At 63.2% G+C, this 22,014-nt stretch carries 20 protein-coding genes; 14 read left to right on the top strand and 6 right to left on the bottom strand.

Translation table 11 applies throughout. The annotated features are described in order from the left end of the window. The first annotated feature begins 179 nt into the window (after positions 1 to 179). The 9 genes from gcvA (IHQ72_RS02650) to IHQ72_RS02610 all read left to right on the top strand — a co-directional run bounded on the left by gcvA (IHQ72_RS02650) (position 180) and on the right by IHQ72_RS02610 (position 10,135). Entirely contained in the window at positions 180 to 1,088 is a 909-nt protein-coding gene (gene gcvA / locus IHQ72_RS02650; RefSeq protein ID WP_258121024.1) for a transcriptional regulator GcvA, read from the top strand. Positions 1,089 to 1,313: 225 nt separating this feature from the next. After that, positions 1,314 to 2,624 carry an ABC transporter substrate-binding protein gene (locus IHQ72_RS02645; RefSeq protein WP_258121023.1) on the top strand — a complete coding sequence of 437 codons (1,311 nt, stop codon included), beginning with the start codon at positions 1,314 to 1,316 and terminating at the stop codon, positions 2,622 to 2,624. Positions 2,625 to 2,744: 120 nt separating this feature from the next. Beyond that, positions 2,745 to 3,617, top strand: coding sequence for a carbohydrate ABC transporter permease (locus tag IHQ72_RS02640; RefSeq protein WP_258121022.1), 873 nt, complete (start codon positions 2,745 to 2,747; stop codon positions 3,615 to 3,617). Between the two features lie 11 nt (positions 3,618 to 3,628). After that, the gene (locus IHQ72_RS02635; protein ID WP_258121021.1) at positions 3,629 to 4,453 is read left to right on the top strand and encodes a carbohydrate ABC transporter permease; all 825 of its coding nucleotides are present in this window, start codon (positions 3,629 to 3,631) and stop codon (positions 4,451 to 4,453) included. Between the two features lie 50 nt (positions 4,454 to 4,503). Then, complete coding sequence (locus IHQ72_RS02630; protein ID WP_258121020.1) at positions 4,504 to 5,508, top strand: ABC transporter ATP-binding protein; 1,005 nt, start codon at positions 4,504 to 4,506, stop codon at positions 5,506 to 5,508. Then, positions 5,505 to 6,275: an L-iditol 2-dehydrogenase gene (locus IHQ72_RS02625; protein WP_258121019.1), complete on the top strand. Its 771-nt coding sequence runs from the start codon at positions 5,505 to 5,507 to the stop codon at positions 6,273 to 6,275. The genes IHQ72_RS02630 and IHQ72_RS02625 overlap by 4 nt, the downstream gene beginning before the upstream one ends. Positions 6,276 to 6,346: 71 nt before the next feature. Next, positions 6,347 to 7,825, top strand: coding sequence for a mannitol dehydrogenase family protein (locus IHQ72_RS02620; protein ID WP_258121018.1), 1,479 nt, complete (start codon positions 6,347 to 6,349; stop codon positions 7,823 to 7,825). A gap of 43 nt (positions 7,826 to 7,868) precedes the next feature. Further along, positions 7,869 to 8,552, top strand: coding sequence for an HAD-IA family hydrolase (locus IHQ72_RS02615; protein WP_258121017.1), 684 nt, complete (start codon positions 7,869 to 7,871; stop codon positions 8,550 to 8,552). Continuing rightward, the gene (locus IHQ72_RS02610; protein WP_258121016.1) at positions 8,549 to 10,135 is read left to right on the top strand and encodes an FGGY-family carbohydrate kinase; all 1,587 of its coding nucleotides are present in this window, start codon (positions 8,549 to 8,551) and stop codon (positions 10,133 to 10,135) included. The genes IHQ72_RS02615 and IHQ72_RS02610 overlap by 4 nt, the downstream gene beginning before the upstream one ends. Before the next feature lie 20 nt (positions 10,136 to 10,155). On the opposite strand, the gene IHQ72_RS02605 is transcribed toward IHQ72_RS02610, so the two are convergent. Next, positions 10,156 to 10,734, bottom strand: coding sequence for a histidine phosphatase family protein (locus IHQ72_RS02605; protein ID WP_258123709.1), 579 nt, complete (start codon positions 10,732 to 10,734; stop codon positions 10,156 to 10,158). Positions 10,735 to 11,035: 301 nt separating this feature from the next. Between IHQ72_RS02605 and IHQ72_RS02600 the strand changes: the two genes are divergently transcribed. After that, positions 11,036 to 12,439, top strand: a complete 1,404-nt coding sequence (locus tag IHQ72_RS02600; RefSeq protein ID WP_258121015.1) for an MATE family efflux transporter — start codon at positions 11,036 to 11,038, stop codon at positions 12,437 to 12,439. Between the two features lie 40 nt (positions 12,440 to 12,479). On the opposite strand, the gene IHQ72_RS02595 is transcribed toward IHQ72_RS02600, so the two are convergent. From IHQ72_RS02595 to speB, 5 genes are all read right to left on the bottom strand, one after another. Continuing rightward, on the bottom strand, positions 12,480 to 12,845 hold the full coding sequence (locus IHQ72_RS02595; RefSeq protein ID WP_246805391.1) for a hypothetical protein: 366 nt from the start codon (positions 12,843 to 12,845) through the stop codon (positions 12,480 to 12,482). 190 nt (positions 12,846 to 13,035) lie between these two features. Next, complete coding sequence (locus IHQ72_RS02590) at positions 13,036 to 13,683, bottom strand: amino acid ABC transporter permease (RefSeq protein ID WP_258121014.1); 648 nt, start codon at positions 13,681 to 13,683, stop codon at positions 13,036 to 13,038. Beyond that, positions 13,680 to 14,348, bottom strand: a complete 669-nt coding sequence (locus IHQ72_RS02585) for an amino acid ABC transporter permease (RefSeq protein ID WP_065011639.1) — start codon at positions 14,346 to 14,348, stop codon at positions 13,680 to 13,682. Before IHQ72_RS02585 ends, IHQ72_RS02590 begins: the two co-directional genes overlap by 4 nt. Before the next feature lie 21 nt (positions 14,349 to 14,369). Continuing rightward, positions 14,370 to 15,173, bottom strand: a complete 804-nt coding sequence (locus IHQ72_RS02580) for a transporter substrate-binding domain-containing protein (RefSeq protein ID WP_258121012.1) — start codon at positions 15,171 to 15,173, stop codon at positions 14,370 to 14,372. Between the two features lie 104 nt (positions 15,174 to 15,277). Continuing rightward, positions 15,278 to 16,324 carry an agmatinase gene (speB, locus tag IHQ72_RS02575; RefSeq protein ID WP_258121011.1) on the bottom strand — a complete coding sequence of 349 codons (1,047 nt, stop codon included), beginning with the start codon at positions 16,322 to 16,324 and terminating at the stop codon, positions 15,278 to 15,280. Positions 16,325 to 16,557: 233 nt separating this feature from the next. On the opposite strand from speB, the gene gcvA (IHQ72_RS02570) reads away from it, so the two are divergent. From gcvA (IHQ72_RS02570) to IHQ72_RS02555, 4 genes are all read left to right on the top strand, one after another. Further along, positions 16,558 to 17,532: a transcriptional regulator GcvA gene (gene gcvA / locus IHQ72_RS02570; protein ID WP_258121010.1), complete on the top strand. Its 975-nt coding sequence runs from the start codon at positions 16,558 to 16,560 to the stop codon at positions 17,530 to 17,532. Positions 17,533 to 17,670: 138 nt separating this feature from the next. Further along, entirely contained in the window at positions 17,671 to 18,975 is a 1,305-nt protein-coding gene (gene pncB / locus IHQ72_RS02565) for a nicotinate phosphoribosyltransferase (RefSeq protein ID WP_258121009.1), read from the top strand. Between the two features lie 66 nt (positions 18,976 to 19,041). Continuing rightward, the gene (locus IHQ72_RS02560) at positions 19,042 to 20,439 is read left to right on the top strand and encodes a hypothetical protein (protein WP_258121008.1); all 1,398 of its coding nucleotides are present in this window, start codon (positions 19,042 to 19,044) and stop codon (positions 20,437 to 20,439) included. A gap of 167 nt (positions 20,440 to 20,606) precedes the next feature. Next, on the top strand, positions 20,607 to 21,911 hold the full coding sequence (locus IHQ72_RS02555; RefSeq protein ID WP_258121007.1) for an ABC transporter substrate-binding protein: 1,305 nt from the start codon (positions 20,607 to 20,609) through the stop codon (positions 21,909 to 21,911). The last annotated feature ends 103 nt before the right edge of the window (positions 21,912 to 22,014 follow it).

Raw genomic sequence — 22,014 nt, 5'->3', positions numbered from 1 at the left:
GAAAATCGATATTCGATTTTCGGAAAGGATCATGCGCAAAATCAAAAGTGCTACAGCGTCCTTTGCGCGTCCAAAAGGACGCGCGTCGCTGTAGACGAGAATGATCGTCGACCTCAAATATCGGTCGGATCGGCCCTTGCTGCCAATCAAACGTCGATCACGGCCCATAAGGAGGGCTTATGCCTGAACTCAAGCCACGGCAGGTCTCCCAGCTCCCTCCGCTCCAGGCGATCCGGGTGTTCGAGGCGGTGGCGCGGCACCTTTCCTTCACCAAGGCCGCCGGCGAGCTCGGCATGACGCAGGCGGCGGCGAGCTATCAGATCAAGCTGCTGGAGGAGCGCGTCGGGGCGCCTCTGTTCCTGCGCCGGCCAAGGCAGATCGTGCTGACCGAGGCGGGGCAGCGCATGGCGCCTGCGGTCAGCGAGGCGTTCGCCCTGTTGGGTGGAGCCTATGCTGCCGCGCGCAGCGGCGCCGACGGCGTGCTCTGTGTCTCGACGCTGCTGACCTTTGCCTCGAACTGGCTGGCGCAGCATCTCGGCTCGTTCCAGGTCGCGCATCCATCGCTGGCGGTGCGCCTCGATACATCGAACCGCCTCGTCGATTTCGCCCGCGAGGATATCGATATCGCCATCCGCTCGGGCGGCGGAAACTGGCCGGGCGTCGAGGTGCACAAGCTTTTCAATGCGGACTTCACACCGATGCTGAGCCCGAAACTCGCGGCGACCATCGGCGGGGTGAAGGAGCCTGCCGATCTGTTGCGCCTGCCGATCCTCGACCCCGGCGACATCTGGTGGCGGGACTGGTTTATCGCCGCCGGCCTGCCGGTCGAGGAACTCGCCAAGCGCCCCGGCACCAGCATGGGCGCGCAGGCCTACGAGGCGAACGCCGCGATTGCCGGGCAGGGCGTGGCGATCGTGACAGCCGCTCTTTTCAAGGCCGAGCTTGCCGACGGTCGCCTGATCCAGCCTTTCGATCTGGTCGGCGACGACGGCCATGCCTATTGGCTGGTCTATCCCCAGGCGCGGCGCAACGTGCCGAAGATCCGCGCTTTTCGCGAATGGATCCTGGCCGAGATTGCCGGTCAATAGGTCGGCAATTTATCCAATCAAGTGTGTGCCGAAAAATCCGACATTTCGCGGGGTCGCGACCCATCCTAGCCGGCTTGAAATATCCCCGTAAGCTTCCTGAACCGGACGCCGCACGAGGCTGCGTGCTGCGCTGCAGCATCGAATCCGGCTTGACATAAATCACGCAAGGTGAGTAATTGCTCACATCCAAGGCAAATGCTCAGCTTGGTTTATGGGAGGAATTTGATGAAACTGCGCACGCTCACCCTGGGTCTGTTGTCCGCCAGCGCATTTGCGTTCGCCGCGCAGGCCGAATCCATCACCATCGCCACCGTCAACAATGGCGATATGGTCCGCATGCAGACGCTGACCGACGACTTCACCGCCAAGAATCCCGACATCCAGCTCCAGTGGGTCACGCTCGAGGAGAACGTGCTGCGCGAGCGCGTCACCACCGACATCGCCACCAAGGGCGGCCAGTACGACGTGATGACCATCGGCACCTATGAGGTTCCGATCTGGGCCAAGCAGAGCTGGCTGCTGCCGCTCGACAAGCTCGGCGACGACTATGACGTCAAGGACATCATCCCGGCCATCGCCGGTGGCCTCTCGGTCGACGGCAAGCTTTATGCGGCACCGTTCTACGGCGAAAGCTCCTTCGTCATGTACCGCAAGGACCTGATGGAGAAGGCCGGGCTGACCATGCCCGACGCGCCGACCTGGGACTTCATCAAGCAGGCCGCCGAGAAGATGACCGATCGCGCCAGCGGCGTGAACGGCGTCTGCCTGCGCGGCAAGGCCGGCTGGGGCGAGAACATGGCTTTCCTGACCGCCATGTCGAACTCCTTCGGCGCACGCTGGTTCGATGAGAACTGGAAGCCGCAATTCGACCAGCCCGAATGGAAGAACACGCTGCAGTTCTATGTCGACCTGATGAAGGCCAACGGCCCGGAGGGCGCATCTTCGAACGGCTTCAATGAAAACCTGGCGCTGTTCCAGCAGGGCAAGTGCGGCATGTGGATCGATGCCACCGTCGCCGCCTCCTTCGTTTCCGACCCGAAGGCCTCAACCGTCGCCGACAAGGTCGGCTATGCGCTGGCGCCCGACAATGGCTTGGGCAAGCGCGGCAACTGGCTGTGGGCCTGGTCGCTGGCCATTCCCGCCGGCACGCAGAAGGCAGATTCGGCACAGAAGTTCGTGTCCTGGGCGACCAGCAAGGCTTACGCCGAACTCGTTGCCTCGAAGGAAGGCTGGGCCAATGCTCCGCCCGGAACACGCTCTTCGCTCTACGCCAACCCCGAATACCAGAAGGCAGCGCCCTTCGCCAAGATGACGCTGGACTCGATCAACGCCGCCGATCCGACGCATCCGACCGTCAAGCCGGTGCCCTATGTCGGTGTCCAGTTCGTCGCCATCCCTGAGTTCCAGGGCCTTGGCACCACCGTCGGCCAGCTGTTCTCGGCCGCACTCGCCGGCCAGTCGAGCGTCGACGATGCCCTGAAGCAGGCCCAGGACGCTGCCACCGCAACGATGACCGAGGGCGGTTATATCCAGTAGGCTCCTCCCGGTGCCGAACGCCGGCTGCCCATCATGGCCGGCAAGGGCCGCCCGAATCCCAGTTCGGGCGGCCGCCTTCACAACCCTGAAAATTTGGCTGACCTTTGAAGGGTGACCGTCATGGCTACTCAGCAGACCCGTTCGCTTGCCCGCTTCATGATGGCGCCATCCGTGGTGCTGCTGTTCGTCTGGATGATCGTGCCACTGGCATTCACCCTGTGGTTCTCCTTCCAGCAGTACAATCCGCTCAATCCGATCCGCGACGGGTTCGTCGGCTTCTCGAACTACGCCCTTTTCTACTCCAATCCGGCCTTCCTGCAGTCGATCCTCAACACGCTTGCCCTCGTGGTCAGCGTGCTTTTGATCACGGTGATCGGCGGCATCCTGCTGGCTCTCCTGATCGATCAGCCGATGTGGGGACAGGGCATAGTCCGCATCCTCGTCATCTCGCCGTTCTTCGTCATGCCGCCGGTGGCCGCACTTGTCTGGAAGAACATGATCATGCATCCGCAATACGGCGTCTTTGCCGATATTGCGCGTTTCTTCGGCGGGCAGCCGATCGACTGGTTCGGGCAGTATCCGCTCACCGCGATCATCATCATCGTCGCCTGGCAGTGGCTGCCGTTTGCGACGCTGATCCTTTTAACCTCACTGCAGTCGCTCGACGGCGAGCAGAAGGAAGCCGCCGAGATGGACGGCGCCGGCTTCGTCAGCCGCTTCATCTATTTGACGCTGCCGCACATGTCGCGCGCCATCACCGTCGTCATTCTGATCCAGACGATCTTCCTTCTGTCGGTCTATGCCGAGATCCTCGTCACCACCAATGGTGGCCCAGGTTACGCTTCTACCAACCTGCCCTTCCTCGTCTACCAGAAGGCACTGCTGGAGTTCAAAATCGGCCAGGCGTCCGCCGGCGGTATAATCGCCGTCATTCTCGCCAACATCGTCGCCTTCTTCGCCATGCGCGCGGTCGGCAAGAACCTGGACAAATAAGGGAGGAAACGATGGCACGTGCAGTCAGCACTCAGCACAAGACGATCGCGACCGCGGCCGCCTGGATCGTCGCCCTGCTGATCTTCTTCCCGATCCTCTACACGATCATCACCTCGTTCAAGTCGGAGCAGGAGGCCATCCAGGGCTTCAACCTGTTTCCGTCGGGAACCACGGAGAGCTATACCGCGGTCGAGGCGCAGAGCGGCTACTTCAAGTTCTTCCTCAACTCGGTGTTCCTGTCGGTCGGCTCGACCATCCTGGCTCTGCTCGTCGCCATACCGGCGGCCTGGTCGATGGCGTTCTCGCCGGGCAAGTGGACCAAGGACATCCTGATGTGGATGCTTTCCACCAAGATGATGCCGGCGGTTGCCGTGCTGTTCCCGATCTACCTGATCTTCCGCGATACCGGATTGCTCGACAGCCGCGTCGGCCTGATGCTCATGCTGATGCTGATCAACCTGCCGATCGTGGTTTGGATGCTCTACACCTACTTCCGCGAAATTCCGGGCGAGATCCTGGAAGCGGCGCGCATGGATGGCGCATCGCTCTGGAACGAGATCGTCTATGTGCTGACGCCGATGGCGGTACCGGGCATCGCTTCTACGATGCTGCTCAACATCATCCTGGCATGGAACGAGGCGTTCTGGACGATCCGGCTGACAACCACCGAGGCCGCCCCGCTCACCGCCTTCATCAGTTCCTTCTCAAGCCCTCAAGGGTTGTTCTGGGCCAAGCTTTCCGCCGCCTCGACGCTGGCGATCGCCCCGATCCTGATCATGGGTTGGTTCAGCCAGAAGCAGCTGGTGCGCGGCCTGACGTTTGGCGCCGTAAAGTAACACCGCCGCAAGCGATGAACGACGGACAATAACCCCTCGGGGAGGAAACCATGGGAAACATCACGCTCAAGCACGTCTCCAAGTCGTTCGGGTCGACTATCATCATTCCGGGCATCGACCTGGTCATCGAGAACGGCGAGTTCGTCGTCTTCGTCGGCCCGTCGGGCTGCGGCAAGTCCACGCTGCTGCGGCTGATCGCCGGGCTGGAGGACACCACCGCCGGCACCATCAACATCGACGGCCGCGACGTCACCGGTGAGGCCCCGGCCAAGCGCAAGCTGGCCATGGTGTTCCAGTCCTATGCGCTCTACCCTCATATGACCGTGGCCAAGAATATCGCCTTCCCGCTGAAGATGGCGGGAGAGGACCAGGCGACCATCGATCGGAAGGTGAAGGACGCGGCGCGCATCCTGAACCTCACCAATTATCTCGATCGCCGCCCCGGCCAGCTCTCCGGCGGTCAGCGTCAGCGCGTCGCCATCGGCCGCGCCATCGTGCGCCAGCCATCGGCTTTCCTGTTCGACGAACCTTTGTCCAACCTTGACGCTGCGCTGCGCGGCACCATGCGGCTGGAGATCAGCGAGCTGCATCATCAGCTCAAGACGACGATGATCTACGTCACCCACGATCAGGTCGAGGCGATGACCATGGCCGACAAGATCGTCGTGCTCAACGCCGGCAACATCGAACAGGTCGGCTCGCCGATGGAGCTCTACAAGACGCCGAAGAACCTGTTCGTTGCCGGCTTCATCGGCTCGCCCAAGATGAACCTGATCGAAGGCGCCCCGGCTGCCAAACATGGCGCCAAGACCGTCGGCATCCGTCCCGAGCATATGAACATCTCGACGACTTCAGGCGAATGGAAGGCCACGGTCGGTGTTGCCGAGCATCTCGGCTCCGACACGTTTTTGCACGTTCAAGCCGACGGCGTCGGGCCGCTGACGGTGCGCGCCGACGGCGAACTGGCCGCCCATCACGGCGACACGATCTATCTGACGCCGGACAAGACCAAGCTGCACCGCTTCGGCGCCGACGGAAAGGCGATGATGCAATGAGGCTCGAGGGTAAATCGGCGCTGATCACCGGATCGGCGCGCGGCATCGGCAGGGCGTTCGCCGAAGCCTATGTCCGCGAGGGCGCCACGGTCGCCATCGGCGACGTCAATCTCGAAGCCGCCGAAAGGACGGCTTCGGAGATCGGCGCAAAAGCCTATGCGGTCAAGCTCGACGTCACCGACCTCGCTTCGATCGAGGCGGCGGTCAAGGCGGTCGAGACAAGGACCGGCGGGCTGGACATTCTGATCAACAACGCCGCTCTGTTCGACCTGGCGCCGATCGTCGAGATCAGCAAGGCGAGCTACGACAGATTGTTTTCCGTCAATGTCGCCGGCACGCTGTTCATGCTGCAGGCTGCCGCCCGCTCGATGATCGCACGCGGCAAGGGCGGCAAGATCATCAACATGGCGAGCCAGGCCGGGCGCCGCGGCGAGGCGCTGGTTGCCGTCTATTGCGCCACCAAGGCTGCCGTCATCTCGCTCACCCAGTCGGCCGGCCTCGACCTGATCAAACACCGCATCAACGTCAACGCCATCGCGCCGGGCGTCGTCGACGGCGAGCACTGGGACCATGTCGATGCCCTGTTCGCCAAGTACGAGAACCGGCCGAAAGGCGAGAAGAAGCGGCTGGTCGGCGAAGCCGTGCCTTACGGCCGCATGGGCACGGCGGAAGACCTCACCGGCATGGCGGTGTTCCTGGCCAGCGACGACGCCGAATACATCGTCGCCCAGACCTACAATGTCGATGGCGGCCAGTGGATGAGTTGAGGGGGCGAAGGCGCTCTTCTCCCCGTCTCCTCCACGGGGGGAAGAGCCGTCCCGCTAAAGGGTAAAAGCAGATGACCGTGAAACTCTCTTCTTCCATCCTCGCCAAGCTTCCGCCTGAGGTCGCCGGCCCGAAATACGATCGCGCCACCCTCAAGGCCGGCATCGTTCATTTCGGCGTCGGCAATTTCCATCGCTCTCATCAGGCCGTCTATCTCGACGATCTGTTCAATGCGGGCGTCGGCCACGACTGGGCACTTGTCGGCGCCGGTGTCTTCGACGGCGAAAAGGTCGGCCGCGGCAAGCTGCAGGAACAGGACTGGCTGACCACCGTGGTCGAGCAGGATTCTGGCCACATGAGCGCCCGCGTCACCGGTGTCATGATCGATTTCTTGATGCCGGGCGATGCAAAGGCGATCATTGAACGCCTTGCCGATCCGGCGATCAAAATCGTGTCGCTGACCATCACCGAGGGCGGCTACTTCATCGATCCAGCGTCGGGCGTGTTCAACCCGACCCATCCCGACATCGTCGCCGATGCGCAGCCGGGAGCAATGCCGAAGACCGTGTTCGGCATCATTCTTGCCGGGCTGTTGCGCCGCCGCGACGATGGCATTGTGCCCTTCACAATCATGTCCTGCGACAACATCCCCCACAACGGCCATGTCACCGCCGATGGCGTGATCGGTCTCGCCCGTCTGATCGACGAGGATTTGGCGACCTGGGTGAGCGAGAAAGTCGCCTTTCCCAACGGCATGGTCGACCGCATTACGCCGGCCACCACCGACCGTGAGCGCGGCATTCTGTCGAGCGAATTCGGTCTCGACGACAATTGGCCGGTGTTCTGCGAGCCGTTCAAGCAATGGGTGCTGGAGGATCATTTCACCGGCGGCCGGCCGCCGCTGGAAAAGGTCGGCGTGCAGTTCGTCAGCGATGTCGCGCCCTACGAGCTGATGAAGATCCGCATCCTCAATGGCGGCCATGCGACCATCGCCTATCCCGCGGGACTGATGGACATCCATTTCGTCCACGAGGCGATGCAGGAACCGCTGGTGCGCGGCTTTCTCGACAGACTGGAGCACGACGAGATCATCCCGACCGTGCCGCCGGTGCCGGACACCGTGCTGGAGGACTATTACCAACTCATCGAGCACCGCTTCTCCAATCCGAAGATTGGCGACACGATCCGCAGGCTTTGCCTCGACGGCTCCAACCGGCAGCCGAAATTCATCATCCCGACCATCGCCGACCGGCTGAAGGCCGGCAAGGGCGTCACCGGCCTGGCGCTGGAATCGGCTCTCTGGTGCCGCTACTGCTTCGGCACCACCGATAGCGGCGCCGTCATCGACCCCAATGATCCGGGCTGGGACCGACTGCAGACGACCGCCAGGGCGGCAAAGGATGCGCCTGCCGCCTGGCTAGCCATGGAAGACATCTATGGCGATGTTGGCCGCGCGGCGCCGTTCGTCGAGGCCTTTGCCAATGCGCTCAAGGCGCTCTGGGCCGATGGCGCGCGTACGACTCTGACGCGCTACCTCGCCGGAAATCTCTAAGATCGGCTCAATGCCCACGAAGCCCCGCCGATGAAGGCCCTCAATGACGCCTGACCTGGTCATTTTCGACTGCGACGGCGTGCTGGTCGACAGCGAAGGGCTGTCCGTTTCGGCGCTGCTTAGCATGATCGCGCTCGCCGGCGGCAGTGTCAGCGAGGACGCCGCCTATGAGCATTTCCTCGGCAAGAGCATGAAAAGCGTCCGCGAAATCCTCGGCCGCGACTTCGGACTTGATATTACCGACCAGCACCTGAGCGAGATGCGCGTCGGGCTGATGCGCAAATTTCGCGAGGAGCTGAAACCGATCCCCGGCATCGGGCAGGTTCTGCCGAGGCTCGCCATGCCATGCTGCGTCGCCTCCTCCGGCACACTGGACCGCATCCGCTATGCGCTCGACGTCACCGGGCTGCTCGGGCTGCTCGAGCCGCATCTGTTCAGCGCCGCCATGGTGGCGCGGGGCAAGCCGGCGCCGGACCTTTTTCTCCATGCAGCCGCCAACATGGGGGCAATCCCGCAAAATTGTCTCGTCGTCGAGGACAGCCCCGCCGGCGTCGCGGCGGCACGGGCGGCGGGCATGCGCGTCCTTGCCTTCACCGGCGGCTCGCATGCCGGCAACCCGGCACTGAAAGCGCGGCTTGCGTCGAGTGAGCCGGACTTTATATTCGCTGACATGCTGCAATTGCCCGATTTGATTGCAGGCCTGGGAGCGAGAGTAAGAACACCTTGACGAACAGTTTCGTTTGCGCGGTCGATGTCGGCACCGGGAGCGCCCGTGCGGGCATTCTTGACACCGGAGGCACCTTGCTCGGTCGCGCCGAGCACCCGATCGTCATGAACCGGCCGAAGGCCGACCACGCCGAACACGATTCGCAGGATATCTGGTCGGCGGTCTGCATTGCGGTGCGCACCGCCCGCGAAAAGGCTGGGGTGGCAGCGGAGGGTATCGTCGGCATCTCCTTCGACGCCACCTGCTCGCTGGTGGTGCGGGGCAGGGATGGTGGCCAGCTCAGCGTGTCGGTATCAGGCGAACGGCGCTGGGACACCATCGTCTGGCTCGATCACCGCGCCATTGCCGAGGCCGATGAATGCGGCGAAAGCGGCCATGCCGTGCTCGACTATATCGGCGGCGTCATGTCGCCGGAAATGGAGACGCCGAAGCTGATGTGGCTGAAGCGCAACCTGCCCGGAACATGGAACGAAGCCGGCTATCTATTCGACCTCACCGACTTTCTGACATGGAAGGCGACCGGTTCGCTCGCCCGCTCGCAATGTACGCTGACCGCCAAATGGACCTATCTGGCGCATGAAGAGACCGGCTGGCGGCACGACTTCTTCCAAGCCGTTGGGCTCGGCGATCTTTTCGAGCATGGCAATCTGCCGGAGAAGGCCAGCCCGGTCGGCGCCGATATCGGCCGGCTGGGCGCGGAAGCTGCGGCTGAGCTCGGCCTGACCGAAAAATGCCGGGTCGGCGCCGGCGTCATCGACGCCTATGCCGGCGCGCTCGGCGTGCTCGGCGGTTTTGCAGGCGACGAAACCAACATCGGCCGGCATCTGGCGTTGATCGCCGGCACCTCGAGCTGCGTCATGGCGATGTCGCCCGACCCGCAACCCTTTGCCGGCGTCTGGGGCCCGTATTATGGCGCGGCGCTTCCCCGGCTTTGGCTGTCGGAAGGCGGCCAATCGGCCACCGGCGCGCTGCTCGATCACGTCATCCGTTGGCATGGCGCCGGCGGTGAGCCGGACGCAGCCATGCACGCCAGGATCGCCCGGCGCGTTGCCGAATTGCGCACTATCGAGGGCGAGAACCTTGCGGCAAGGCTGCATGTGCTGCCGGATTTCCACGGCAACCGCTCGCCGCTCGCCGATCCGCATGCCGTCGGCGTCATCAGCGGACTGACGCTGGATTCCTCTTTCGACAGCCTGTGCAAGCTCTATTGGCGCACCGCCGTAAGCATCGCGCTAGGCGTGCGCCATGTGCTGGAAGCACTGAACGAGAACGGCTATCTGATCGACACGCTGCACGTCACCGGCGGTCACACCAAAAACCCGCTGCTGATGGAGCTTTATGCCGACGCCACCGGCTGCACGGTGGTCGAGCCGCTGGCCGACGAGGCGGTGCTGCTCGGCACCGGCATGATCGCGGCCACCGCCGCCGGGCTTTTCCCTGATCTCAACGCCGCTTGCGTCGCGATGCAGCAAGGCGGCAGGAAGCGGGCGTCGAATCCGGCGGCCGGCGGCCGGTTCGATCGCGATTACCGGGTGTTTTTGGAGATGCACCGGCAGAGGCAGGCGCTGGACGCGATCAGATAGGCTCGAACAAGCCTGTAATGCTACCTCTGGTTCCATCGCCGGATAATTGTCTCGCCAAGGTTGTGCTCATAGCCGAGCACGCTTGTGCTGGCGGTATCCAGCACGAAGAGGGCGCCATCTTGCGGCGGCAGACCGAGCCAGCGCGCCGCCAGTACTCGCAGGAAATGCGAGCTTGAGAACAGCAGGACATTGCCGTTGACGCTACGCAGCTCGTCGACGATCCGATCCGCCCTCGCGCCGACATCCTCTGCCGCCTCGCCGTCAGGGCAGCCGTCGCGAAACAGACGCCAGCCGGGACGCTTGACGAGGATCTGCTTCGTGGTCAGGCCCTCGTAAGCGCCGTAATCCCATTCCGCCAGATCGGCCTTCTTCACGCCGGCCGAACCGAAGCCGGCCAGTGTACAAGTCTTGGAGGCGCGCTGCGACGGGCTCGACCAGACAGCCTGGAACGAAAGGCCCTGCAACCGCTCAGCGACCCGCCCGGCGGCCTCCTCGCCCGCAGGTGTCAACGGTATGTCGGTCAGGCCGGTATGCTTTCCGGAGGCGCTCCATTCCGTCTCGCCATGCCGAACCAGGTAGATTTCGGGAAACGCGCTCATCGCATGTCTTTCGATGGAACCTGATATCATGCCCGCTCTTCAGGTCGAGCAACGACGCAATCATAGCGGCTTCTGTGCTCTCTCCAACAGGCGGGCCCAACAGGCAGGCCAAACAGGCGGGATTTGAGACCGTACGCCCTTGCTGGATCAACTCTTCACTGAGTCAGCCTCTTGCCATAGCCGCTCATTTCGTAGACAAGCCGTGCGGTTAATGCGGAATCCGGGCCGATCACGGCCATTTTCCGCGCTGAGACGCGGCTTCCGGTGTTGGCCGACGCGCCGCAATCGGATAGGCGACAAAATGTCTGCGATCGAAGCCGGCGCTCGCGCGCCGGAAAACCTTTGGCGTCAGGAAATCAAGGCGACGCTGGCGCTCGCCTGGCCGATGGTGCTCACCAATCTCGGCCAGACTGCGATGACCGCGACCGACGTCATGATGATGGGGCGGCTGGGTCCAGACACGCTGGCCAGCGGCGCGCTCGGCGCCAACCTCTATTTCATGCCGCTGATCTTCGGGCTCGGCCTGATGCTGGCGACCTCGCCGATGATCGCTACGGAACTCGGCCGCCGTCGCCATTCCGTGCGCGATCTGCGCCGCACCGTACGGCAGGGCCTGTGGCTGGCGATCCTCATCTCAATCCCGATCTGGATACTTCTCTGGTACGGCGAGGCCGTGTTGCTGGCCATGGGTCAGGAACCGGCGCTGGCACATCAGGCCGGCATCTACCTGCGCTGGCTCGAATGGGCGGTGCTGCCCTTCTACGGCTATATCGTCTTGCGCTCGTTCATCTCGGCGCTGGAGCGGCCGGGTTGGGCGTTGGTCATCGTCTTCGTTGCCGTCGCCTGCAATGTCTTCTTTAACTGGGTGTTCATGTTCGGCAATCTCGGCGCCCCTTCGATGGGCATCGCCGGCTCGGGCCTCGCCACTACGCTGTCCAGCACGCTGATGTTCGCCGGCATGGCGGCTGTGGTGATGCTTGAGCCGAAGTTTCGCCGCTACCGCCTGTTCGGGCGTTTCTGGCGGGCCGACTGGCCGCGCTTCAAGGGCTTGCTGCGGCTCGGTCTGCCGATCGCCGGCCTCCTCGCTTTCGAGGTGACGATCTTCAACGCGGCAGCCCTTCTCATGGGCCTGATCGACGCGGCCTCGCTCGCCGCGCATGCCATCGCCATCCAGATCGCCTCGATCAGCTTCATGGTTCCGCTCGGCCTCAACCAGGCGGCGACGGTGCGCGTCGGGCTCGCCCATGGCGCCGGCAATCCGGAAGGTGTTTCCCGCGCCGGCTGGACCGCTTTTGTCATCGGCGTCTCGTTCATGGCGCTGATGGGGCTGGTGATGATCCTGTGGCCGCAGCCGCTGATCAGCGCCTTCATCGATCTTGGTGACCCGGCCAATGCCACAGTGATCGGGCTTGCAGTGTCGTTCCTGGCCTTTGCCGCGCTGTTCCAGATTTTCGACGGCGCACAGGCCGTGGCAGCCGGCATGCTGCGCGGCCTGCACGACACCAAGATGCCGATGATCTATGCCGCAATCGGCTATTGGGGCATCGGCCTGCCGCTCGGCGTGCTGCTCGCCTTCTATTCCGGGCTCGACGGCGTCGGCATCTGGATCGGCCTGTCGTTGGGGCTGGCGGTGGTGGCGGCGCTGCTTCTAGCGCGCTGGCTGCGGCGGGATCGTATCGCGCCGCAGCTCTCCTTTGGGAATTGATGAAAGCGGCTTCGTCACGAGGAGGGCGGGGTCGTGACGTCTATGGATATTTCGTCTGATTTGCACTCGCGGCCTGTGGGCTTAAGTCGCTTTGCAACTCCTTTGGCAGTGGAAGGCTTGAGCACCGCAAGTGCACCGCGCGAGCGAACAATTTTCGTTGCTTCTGCTGGTGCTCCTTGATGGCTGCTGCGAGCCCTAATCCGTACGGGCCAAGAAAGACGCCGGTTCCCCAGCCCGGCTGCTTTTTTTCGCGAGCGTCGTAGTCCGAAGCCTCCATGCGGGCTTGCTGGCATTCCGGCGACGCCCATTTCCGGTCTTGCTTCGAAAGCGACGCTCCATAGTCGACCGGAGAGGTCGCGCATCCAGCCGCTGTCGCGGCCAACGCGACGAACATTGCAATTCTCATCCCCAAGCCCTTGATAAAGCATTGTGAGAGTACACAGAACTCTTCTTCCAACAAGGAGATAGCTCCGAAGAGGCAGCCGGAAACACGGTTATCGTCACCAATCGTTTTTCACAACGCGGAACCGGATAATCCCCAATGACTGCTTTGACCCAAAAGAAGGCATTCGAACGCTGACCGCAGAGGCAGCTTCCTAGTTTGTAGCCGCCTGCCGTTCGAGCGAGCGCGCATATTGCGTCAGCGGAAAGCACATGACGAAGAAGATCAGCGCCACCAGCCCGTAGACGGTAAACGGTTCGAAGGTCGCATTGTTGATCGCGTTCGATGTCCTGACCAGTTCCTCGAAACCGATGATCGAGGTCAGTGCGGTCGACTTGATCAGCTGCACCAGGAAACCCACGGTCGGCGCGCGGGTGATCGAAAACGCCTGCGGCAGGATGATCAGCCTCAGTTCCTGCAGGTAGTGGAGGCCGAGGCTGGCACCGGCATCCCACTGGCCACGTGGCAGCGCATCGACGCCGCCGCGCCAGATTTCGGCGAGATAGGCGCTGGCGAAGAAGGTGAGGCCAAGTGCTGCGGCGGTCCAAGGTTCTATGCGCAAGCCCAGCATCGGCAGGCCAAAGAACATCAGGAAGAGCTGCATGAGCAGCGGCGTTCCCTGGAAAAGCGCGATGTACCCCGACGCAAGGCGCCGCGCCCATTTATTCTTGGCGATCCTGAAGAACAGCACGACCATGCCGACCACACCGCCGCCGACGAAGGCCGCCAGTGACAGAAGCACCGTCCAGCGCGCGGCGAGCAGAAGGTTGCGGACGATATCCCAGAAGGTGAATTCGATCATGACACGCCGGCCCCCAGCGCGCGGCGCCCGCCGCTGACCAGCAGCCGGCGCAGCCCCATCGACAGGACGAGATAGACGATCGTCACCACGAAATAGGTCTCGAAAGCGCGGAAGGTGCGCGCCTGCAGCATGTCGGCCTCGTAGGTCAGTTCGCGCACTGCGATCTGCGACACGACGGCGGACTCCAGCATCATGATGATGATCTGGCTGGTCAGCGCCGGATAGATCACCTTGAGTGCCTGCGGCAGCACGATCTTGACGAACACCTGGCGCGGCCGCAGCCCGAGCGCCAGTGCTGCTTCCGTCTGCCCACGCGGCACCGCGTCGAGCCCGGCGCCGACGATCTCGATCGTGTAGGCCGCCATGTTGAGCGTCATCGCCAGCAGGGCGGCCAGCAGCGGATCGAGCCTCACGCCGATGCTGGGCAGCCCGAAGAAGATGAAGAACAGCTGCACCAGGAACGGCGTGTTGCGGATCACCTCGACATAGAGGCCGATCGCCCGCTTGAGCAGCAAGGGGCCGTTTCGCCGCCCGGCCGCACCGAGGATGCTGAGGAACGTTCCCGCGAGCGTGGTCACGGCGATCAAAAGGATCGTCGTGGCCGCCCCGCGCGCGATCGCGCCTGTCGCATCGGCAAGCCAGCCGAAGTCGAGGCTGTAGCCCATGATAGGTCTTTACCCCGGAGATCAATCCTTGAGGTTGTCGGGATTGAGCGGCGTCTTGAGCCAGGCTTTCGAGCTTTCGTCCAGCTTGCCATCGGCCAGCATCTTGGCGACCGCGTCGTTGACCGCTTGCTTCAGGCGGTCCTCGTTCTTGTTGAGGCCGATATGCGACGGCGAGGTGAGGAGCTGGAATTTCTGCTCCGGCTTCAGTGCCTCCTGACGGGCGAGCACCTGGGCGCCGACATCGTTGCCGACGACCATCAGCTGGGTCTGACCCGAGATGAAGGCCTGGATGACGGAATTATAGTTGTCGAAGCGGCGGATGTCGGCCGAGGCGGGTGCTGCCTCGGTCAGCGACGTGTCCTCCAGCGTGCCGCGGTTGACGGCGATCGACTTGTCGGCGAGGTCATCCTTGCCTTCGACCTTGAGCGCGGCCGGGCCGATGACGGCGATATAATAGGGTGCGTAGGCGGCGGCGAAATCGATCACCTGCTCACGCTCCTTGGAATAGCCGACGCTCATCAGGATATCGACGCGCTTGTCGGTAAGATACGGAATGCGGTTCTGGCCGGTCACGCTGACCAAATTGAGTTTGACCTTGAGCTGGTCGGCGATGAACTGCGCCACGTCGATGTCATAGCCCTTGATGCTCATGTCGGCACTGGCCGAGGAGAAGGGCGGAAAGTCGGAGAAAATGCCGACATTGATGGCGCCGGCCTTGGTGATGTCGTCGACCGCGTCGGCATTGGCGGCCTGGGTGGCAAGACCAAGGCCGGCGAGCATCAGCACGGCTGCGATGGATGATTTGAGCTTCATGTGAAGTGTCATTGTCGTTCCCCTGCTGGAAGCTTGTTTTGTTTGAATGCGGCCGCCGGCTCCAGCGCGGCGGTCGCCTTGGAACTTCATGGTCTGGCGCGTCAGGCTCCCTTGCCTCAGATCGCCGGGCTGAAGACCATCAGGCTGAGGATCTCGAACAGCACCTGCGCGCCGGCATGGGCGGTGTTGGTGGTCGCGTCATATTGCGGCGCCACCTCGACGACATCGCCGCCGACGATGTTGAGGCCCTTCAGGCCGCGCAGAAGTTCAAGCACTTCCCGCGTCGTCAATCCGCCGACTTCCGGCGTGCCGGTGCCAGGCGCGAAGGCCGGATCGATGCTGTCGATGTCGAAAGACACATAGGTCGGGCCATCGCCGACGATCTGGCGCGCCTTCGCGATGATGGCGGGCATGCCGAGGCCGGTCACCTCTTCGGCATGGACCACGGTCATGCCGGATTCGTAGGTGAACTCCCACAGATATTCGGCTGAACCGCGGATGCCGATCTGGATTGTGCGCGACGGATCCAGCACCCCGTCCAGCACCGCGTTGCGGAACGGACCGCCATGGTGGAACTTGGTCATGTCGAACAGGCCGCTGGTGTCGCAGTGGGCGTCGATATGGATCATGCCGACCGGCGCCTTTTTGCCGACAGCCTTCAGGATCGGGTGGCTGATCGAGTGATCGCCGCCGACCGATAGCGGGATGACGCCGGCATCGACGATCTGGTTGGTGCGGCGCTCGATGTCATCATGGCTGGTCTCCAGCCGGTAACGGCTCTGGAACGGCACGTCACCGATGTCGGCCACCTTCAGCTCATGCGTCGGTGCACATTCCAGCACATGGTTGTAGGGGCCGATGCGCTCGATGGCGCGCAGCGCCCTTGGCCCGAAGCGGGCGCCGGGCCGGTTGGTGACGCCGAGGTCCATCGGCACGCCGATCATCGCCACCTGCAGGTCGCCGAAATCAGGATTGTCGGCGGCAATTTCCCGGTAGGGCGCGGCGAGGAAGGTCGGGATGCCGGAATAGGGCGCCAGCCGCGTGCCGCTCTTGGAGAAGATCTTGTCGGCGACGCGCCGGAATTTCGGGTCGAACATCTCGCCGCCATGGCTCTCGCCATATTTGCGGCGCAACGCTTCGAGCTTGCCGCGATCATAACCCATGTCGGTCCTCCATGGCTGGTGCGGAGCGGCCATCAATGACGGTCGCCATCCTGCCGGCTGCCTGCGGATTTCACGTCTTGATGCTGTTCGACCCAAAGTGTCTTGCAGCTGTATTGAAAAATCAATTGATATTGTTAGGGTCTCTGCTGTGAGAAAATCTCACATTAATGTTGAGCGTGATCTTATCCGAAAACCGGGTTCCACTTCTGGGGTCGTGCTCCTTTGAGGCTCCGATGGCCAAGCGTCTCCCTCCCCTGAATCCATTGCGGGCCTTCGAGGCGACGGCGCGCCACGCCTCGCTGACCAAGGCGGCGGCTGAACTGAACGTCACCCATGGCGCCATCAGCCATCAGATCAAGGCGCTCGAACAGTCGCTTGGCGTCAAGCTGTTCGAGCGCGCCGGTCAGCGGGTGAAGCTGACGCCGCACGGCGCCGAATTGCTGCCGGCGGTGTCGACCGCCTTCGACGGCATCGCCGCCGCCACGCAGCGCATGACGAGGCCGGCGAGCACCGGTGCCTTGTCCGTGTCTTGCGTGCCGGCGCTGCTGTTGCTGTGGATGATCCCGCGGCTCGGCAGCTTCACCTCGCAATATCCCGACATCAGGCTGACGCTGATCCCGTCCAACGACGCCAAGGACATCCGCGCGCCGCATATCGACGTCTGCGTGCACTATGGCGACGGCAGCTGGACCGATTGCTGGATGCGCAAATGGTCGGGTCTCGAACTGTTCCCGGTGGTCAGCCCGACGCTGATCAACAACCGTCCGATCCGCACCGTGCGCGATCTCGCCGACCACGTCTTCCTGCATGGCGACGACGGCCGTGAATGGCACACCTGGCTGGCGGCCGCCGATGCGCTGGATCTGGAGCGCGGCCGCCGCCACCATCTCGGCGATGCTCGCATGGCGACCGAGGCGGCGGTTCATGGCCACGGCGTGGCGCTTGGCGATACGGTGACCGCAAGCGGACTGCTCGCCAGGGGACTGCTTGTAGCGCCGTTCAGCCTGTCGGTGCCGGCGGTCGACGATTTCTACGTCGTCTGCCGCAACGAGATGAGGTCGGCGCCGATCGTGCAGCTGTTCATCGACTGGTTGTTTGCCGAGAAAGAACAGGCCGACGGCCGCGCCGATGCGCCGGTGGCGGGCCGCATCGGCATCCGCAGGAAGCGCCCGGCGCTGCGAGTGATCGGCGCCAAGACCGCGTCCTGAGGCTGCAATTGCCGGAGCCGCGCGCTTGCCGCAGGATTTTCTTTTTGTCGGGCCAGCCCGCAAAGCGGGAGGCGTTTTCAAAAATACAATGCTAAGAGGCATTCCGCAGGGAGCGAGCAGTGAAGGCGGCATCGAGACATGACTAAGACCGATATAGCGCGGCGCGTCTACAACCACACCTGGAAGCTCGACCCGATCGTCCGCAGCCTGCTCGACACCGATTTCTACAAGCTGCTGATGCTGCAGATGATCTGGGGCATGTATCCCAAGGTCGATGCCACCTTCTCGCTGATCAACCGCACCACCTCGGTCCGTCTTGCCGAGGAGATCGACGAAGCAGAACTGCGCGATCAGCTCGACCATGCCCGCACCTTGCGCTTCTCGAAGAAAGAGATGATCTGGCTCGGCGGCAATACCTTCTATGGCCGCAAGCAGATCTTCGAACCGGAATTCCTCGCCTGGCTCGAGAATTTCCAGCTGCCCGAATACGAGCTTTCCAAGCGCGATGGCCAGTACGAATTGAGCTTCAGCGGCCCGTGGATGTACACGACGCTGTGGGAGATCCCGGCGCTCGCCATCATCAACGAGTTGCGGTCGCGCGCCGCAATGCGGGCGTTCGGGCCCTTCGCGCTCGACGTGCTCTATGCACGCGCCAAGGCCAAGATCTGGGCCAAGACCGAACGGCTGAAAGCGCTGCCCGATATCCGCATTTCGGATTTTGGCACCCGCCGACGCCATTCCTTCCTGTGGCAGCGCTGGTGCGTCGAAGCGCTGAAGGAAGGCATCGGCGAGGCTTTCACCGGCACCTCCAACGTGCTTTTGGCCATGGACAACGACCTCGAGGCGCTCGGCACCAACGCGCATGAACTGCCGATGGTGTTCGCCGCGCTCGCCAATTCGGAAAAGGAATTGAAACAGTCGCCCTACAAGGTGCTGCAGGACTGGCAGCGCTACTATGGCGGCAATTTGCTGATCGTGCTGCCGGACACCTTCGGCACCGCGGCATTCCTGCGTGACGTGCCGGACTGGGTCGCCGACTGGACCGGTTTCCGCCCCGACAGCGCGCCGCCGATCGAGGGCGGTGAGAAGATCCTTTCCTGGTGGCGTGAAAAGGGCAAGGACCCCAGGCAGAAGCTGCTTATCTTCTCCGACGGGCTCGAGGTCGAGACCATCGAGGAAACCTACCGCCACTTCTGCGGCAAGGTGCGCATGTCCTTCGGCTGGGGCACCAATCTGACCAATGATTTCGAAGGCTGCGCGCCGACCGACACCAACCGGCTCGACGCCATCTCGCTGGTCTGCAAGGTCACCGAGGCCAATGGCCGCCCGGCGGTCAAGCTCTCCGACAATCCCGCCAAGGCCACCGGCGACGAGAAAGAGATCGAACGCTATTTGCGCATCTTCGGCGAGAAAGACCGTGTGGAGCAGCTGGTCAAGGTGTGAGGGGCGAGGGAACTCTTGGATAGCATGAGTTCCTTCGCCGTAGAGCGCTGTCGCTTGGCAATAGCAATGCCCTTTGCGGCTTCGTTGGCCCTCCTGTTGCCCACCCCCGCCTCCGCCCATGCCTCCGATCGCGGCCACGTCCTGCTTCTGCCCACCGGCTACTACGTCGCCGGCGGTGCGCTCGCGGTCGCCGCCAGTTTCCTTGTCCTGGCACTGCTGCCCTCAGACTTTCCTGCCCGCTTCTGGCGGCGGCGTCTGCCGCTGTTCGCATTCGGCGACGGCGCACGGGCAACCGTCAGCCTGATATCCTTTGCCGGCTTCGCAATCCTTATTGCGGCTGGCCTGTTCGGCAGCCGCGATCCGCTCTCCAACCCGCTGCCCCTAGCGATATGGACGCTGCTCTGGGTTGGGCTGGTTCTGCTGCAGGGGCTGCTCGGCAATCTTTGGTCATGGCTGAATCCCTGGTACGGGCCTTGGCGTATCATTTCGAACCTGTTCGGCAAACGCGAAACATGGCGCCCGCCTCCGTGGCTCGGCTGCTGGCCGGCCGTCGTGCTGTTCTTCGCCTTCGCCTGGTTCGAGCTGATCGACCCGGCGCCCGACGACCCGGCGCGGCTCGCCTGGGCTGCCGGCCTCTATTGGCTGCTGAGTTTTGCCGCCATGCTGGTGTTCGGCTACCGCGACTGGGGCCGGCGCGGCGAGTTCCTGACCGTCTTCCTCGCCATGGTGGCGCGATTCGCCCTCCTTGAGCGCAATGAAGTCGAGCGCAATGAAGGCGGGCGACTCAGTCTGTGCTGGCCGGGCGCCAAGCTCAGCGATGCCGCGCCGCTGTCGCTCAGCGGCATTGCTTTCCTGCTGCTTGCGCTGTCGTCGGTCTCCTTCGACGGTCTGTCCAAAACCTTCTTCTGGCTCGGCCTGTTCGGGCTCAATCCGCTGGAATTTCCAGGCCGCACGGCGACGATCGGCATCGGCACCTTCGGGCTCGTGCTGACGTTCGTCCTGCTTGCGGCCGTGTTCATCCTTGCAATTGTCCTCGGCCAGCGTCTTGCCGGCAGCCCGCATTCCCTCGGTCAGGCTGCAGGGCTGCTGGTCTGGTCGATCGTGCCGATCGCGCTCGCCTATCATGTTGCGCACTATCTGACGGCGCTGCTCGTCGACGGCCAATACGCCATGGCTGCGCTTTCCGACCCGTTTGCGCTGGGCTGGAACCTGTTCGGCACCGCCGACATGCGGATCGAAGCTGGCGCGGCCGCCGGCGCCGGCTCGGTATGGTGGCTGTGGAATTTTCAGGCCGGCGTCATCATCATAGGCCACATGCTCGCCGTGCTCGTCGCGCATGGCCTCGCCTGGCGATTGCATCCGGTTCCCGCCCGCGCCGCGCTCAGCCAGTTTCCGCTCACCGTGCTGATGATCGCCTATACGGTCTTCGGCCTGTGGCTGCTTGCCACGCCGGCTGCCGGATGAGACAAAAGCCCACTTCGACGGCGTCGATTGACCGTTGGGGAAAGCCAGCTTGCCACATCAGGGCTTTGGTGATTTAGTTTGTACACATGCAATTTCGGCGCTCTTACCAAGAGTGGCCCGTCTCGCTACAGCCATTGGTCAAAACTCAAAAAACAAGGGGAACCGCCGTGACTGACAAGAATGGGTTTTTCGATCTCTCCAACACCGGTCTCACCCGCCGCACGGCGCTCAAGGGGTTGGCCGCGGGCGCCGGTCTCGCCGTCGCGCCCGGGTTCGTGCGCTACAGCCAGGCGCAGAGCTCGGCGCCGATAAAGATCGGCTTCCAGTGCCACCGCACCGGCATTGGCGCTGCCTATGGCCGCTGGTACGAGAGGACTACCGCCGCCGCGGTCAAGGCGATCAACGAAGCCGGCGGCATCAACGGCCGGCCGGTCGAGGTGATCATCGAGGATGATGGCACCGATCCCGGCCGAGGCGCCGAAGTGGTCGGCAAATTCGCCACCCAGCACAAGACCGACATCGTCTACGGCACGCTGTTTTCGCATGTCGTCATCGGGTCGGCGCCGGCCGCCGGCGAGGCCAAGATGCCCTATTTTGTCGTCAGCGAAGGCCACCACGTCGCGTCGACCAAGCTCAACCGCTACGTCTTCCAGCCCGGCATCACCGACGTGAAGAGCCAGATCCAGGCGATGGCGCCATGGATCGCGGCGAATGCCGGCAAGAAGGTGACGCAGATATTCCCAGATTTCGCCTTCGGCTACGACCATCGCGACTACCTGCCGCCGGCGCTGAAGGCGCAAGGCGCCGAGGTCATCGCCCAGATCGCCATCCCGCCGACGGAATCGTCCTTCACCAAATACTTTCCGCAGATCCCGGCCGAAACCGAGGTGATCTACCACGTTATGGTCGGCCCGGCGGTGCTCACCTTCGTCAAGGAACTCGGCGAATTCTACGGCTCCAACCGGCCGCAGCTGTTCGGCTTCATCGATTCGCTCGAAGCCACCGACATCAACAGCCCCGGCCTCGAATTCCTCGATGGCAGCCATTTCTGGGAAGGCTCGCCGCGCTACGCGCAGCCCGATGATTCCGCCGCGCAGAAGGCCTATCGCGCCGCCGTCGGCATCGACGACAATGGTGCTGCCGTCGGCGATCCGAAGGACGTCTCCACCGCCGCCCACATGTTCGGCTGCTGGGAAACGCTCTATGTCGTCAAGAAGGCGATGGAGGATGCCGGCTACAAGGGTCCGGAAGACCGCGCCAAGCTGGTCGAGGCGACCGAGGCCTTGACCGAGTTCGCCGAAGGCCCCGAGCATCCGCAGGGGCCGAAGACCTTCAACGGCAAGATCCACCAGTGTTTTGGCATCCAGAACATCTCCAAGGTCGAAGGCGGCCGGCTGAACGTCGTCCACAAGACCAAGATCGAGGACGGCCTCTACGAGCCGGAAGGGGATTACACGACCCAGCCGCTGTGAGCTTGGTTCTTTAAGCACAGTGCGCTTCGCCCCACCCCCCTCTGTCCTGCCGGACATCTCCCCCTCAAGGGGGGAGATTGGCTGTCATCACCACTTTCGCCAA

It is taken from the genome of Mesorhizobium onobrychidis, assembly GCF_024707545.1.
GTDB lineage: Bacteria > Pseudomonadota > Alphaproteobacteria > Rhizobiales > Rhizobiaceae > Mesorhizobium > Mesorhizobium onobrychidis.
This window is presented reverse-complemented; position numbering and strand designations above follow the sequence as displayed.

What these genes read in the sequence shown, in the direction of transcription:
- gcvA (WP_258121024.1), top strand. Translation starts at nt 180, where the DNA reads ATGCCTGAACTCAAGCCACGGCAGGTCTCCCAGCTCCCTCCGCTCCAG.
- IHQ72_RS02645 (WP_258121023.1), top strand. Translation starts at nt 1,314, where the DNA reads ATGAAACTGCGCACGCTCACCCTGGGTCTGTTGTCCGCCAGCGCATTT.
- IHQ72_RS02640 (WP_258121022.1), top strand. Translation starts at nt 2,745, where the DNA reads ATGGCTACTCAGCAGACCCGTTCGCTTGCCCGCTTCATGATGGCGCCA.
- IHQ72_RS02635 (WP_258121021.1), top strand. Translation starts at nt 3,629, where the DNA reads ATGGCACGTGCAGTCAGCACTCAGCACAAGACGATCGCGACCGCGGCC.
- IHQ72_RS02630 (WP_258121020.1), top strand. Translation starts at nt 4,504, where the DNA reads ATGGGAAACATCACGCTCAAGCACGTCTCCAAGTCGTTCGGGTCGACT.
- IHQ72_RS02625 (WP_258121019.1), top strand. Translation starts at nt 5,505, where the DNA reads ATGAGGCTCGAGGGTAAATCGGCGCTGATCACCGGATCGGCGCGCGGC.
- IHQ72_RS02620 (WP_258121018.1), top strand. Translation starts at nt 6,347, where the DNA reads ATGACCGTGAAACTCTCTTCTTCCATCCTCGCCAAGCTTCCGCCTGAG.
- IHQ72_RS02615 (WP_258121017.1), top strand. Translation starts at nt 7,869, where the DNA reads ATGACGCCTGACCTGGTCATTTTCGACTGCGACGGCGTGCTGGTCGAC.
- IHQ72_RS02605 (WP_258123709.1), bottom strand. Translation starts at nt 10,734, where the DNA reads ATGAGCGCGTTTCCCGAAATCTACCTGGTTCGGCATGGCGAGACGGAA.
- IHQ72_RS02600 (WP_258121015.1), top strand. Translation starts at nt 11,036, where the DNA reads ATGTCTGCGATCGAAGCCGGCGCTCGCGCGCCGGAAAACCTTTGGCGT.
- IHQ72_RS02595 (WP_246805391.1), bottom strand. Translation starts at nt 12,845, where the DNA reads ATGAGAATTGCAATGTTCGTCGCGTTGGCCGCGACAGCGGCTGGATGC.
- IHQ72_RS02590 (WP_258121014.1), bottom strand. Translation starts at nt 13,683, where the DNA reads ATGATCGAATTCACCTTCTGGGATATCGTCCGCAACCTTCTGCTCGCC.
- IHQ72_RS02585 (WP_065011639.1), bottom strand. Translation starts at nt 14,348, where the DNA reads ATGGGCTACAGCCTCGACTTCGGCTGGCTTGCCGATGCGACAGGCGCG.
- IHQ72_RS02580 (WP_258121012.1), bottom strand. Translation starts at nt 15,173, where the DNA reads ATGACACTTCACATGAAGCTCAAATCATCCATCGCAGCCGTGCTGATG.
- speB (WP_258121011.1), bottom strand. Translation starts at nt 16,324, where the DNA reads ATGGGTTATGATCGCGGCAAGCTCGAAGCGTTGCGCCGCAAATATGGC.
- gcvA (WP_258121010.1), top strand. Translation starts at nt 16,558, where the DNA reads ATGGCCAAGCGTCTCCCTCCCCTGAATCCATTGCGGGCCTTCGAGGCG.
- pncB (WP_258121009.1), top strand. Translation starts at nt 17,671, where the DNA reads ATGACTAAGACCGATATAGCGCGGCGCGTCTACAACCACACCTGGAAG.
- IHQ72_RS02560 (WP_258121008.1), top strand. Translation starts at nt 19,042, where the DNA reads ATGCCCTTTGCGGCTTCGTTGGCCCTCCTGTTGCCCACCCCCGCCTCC.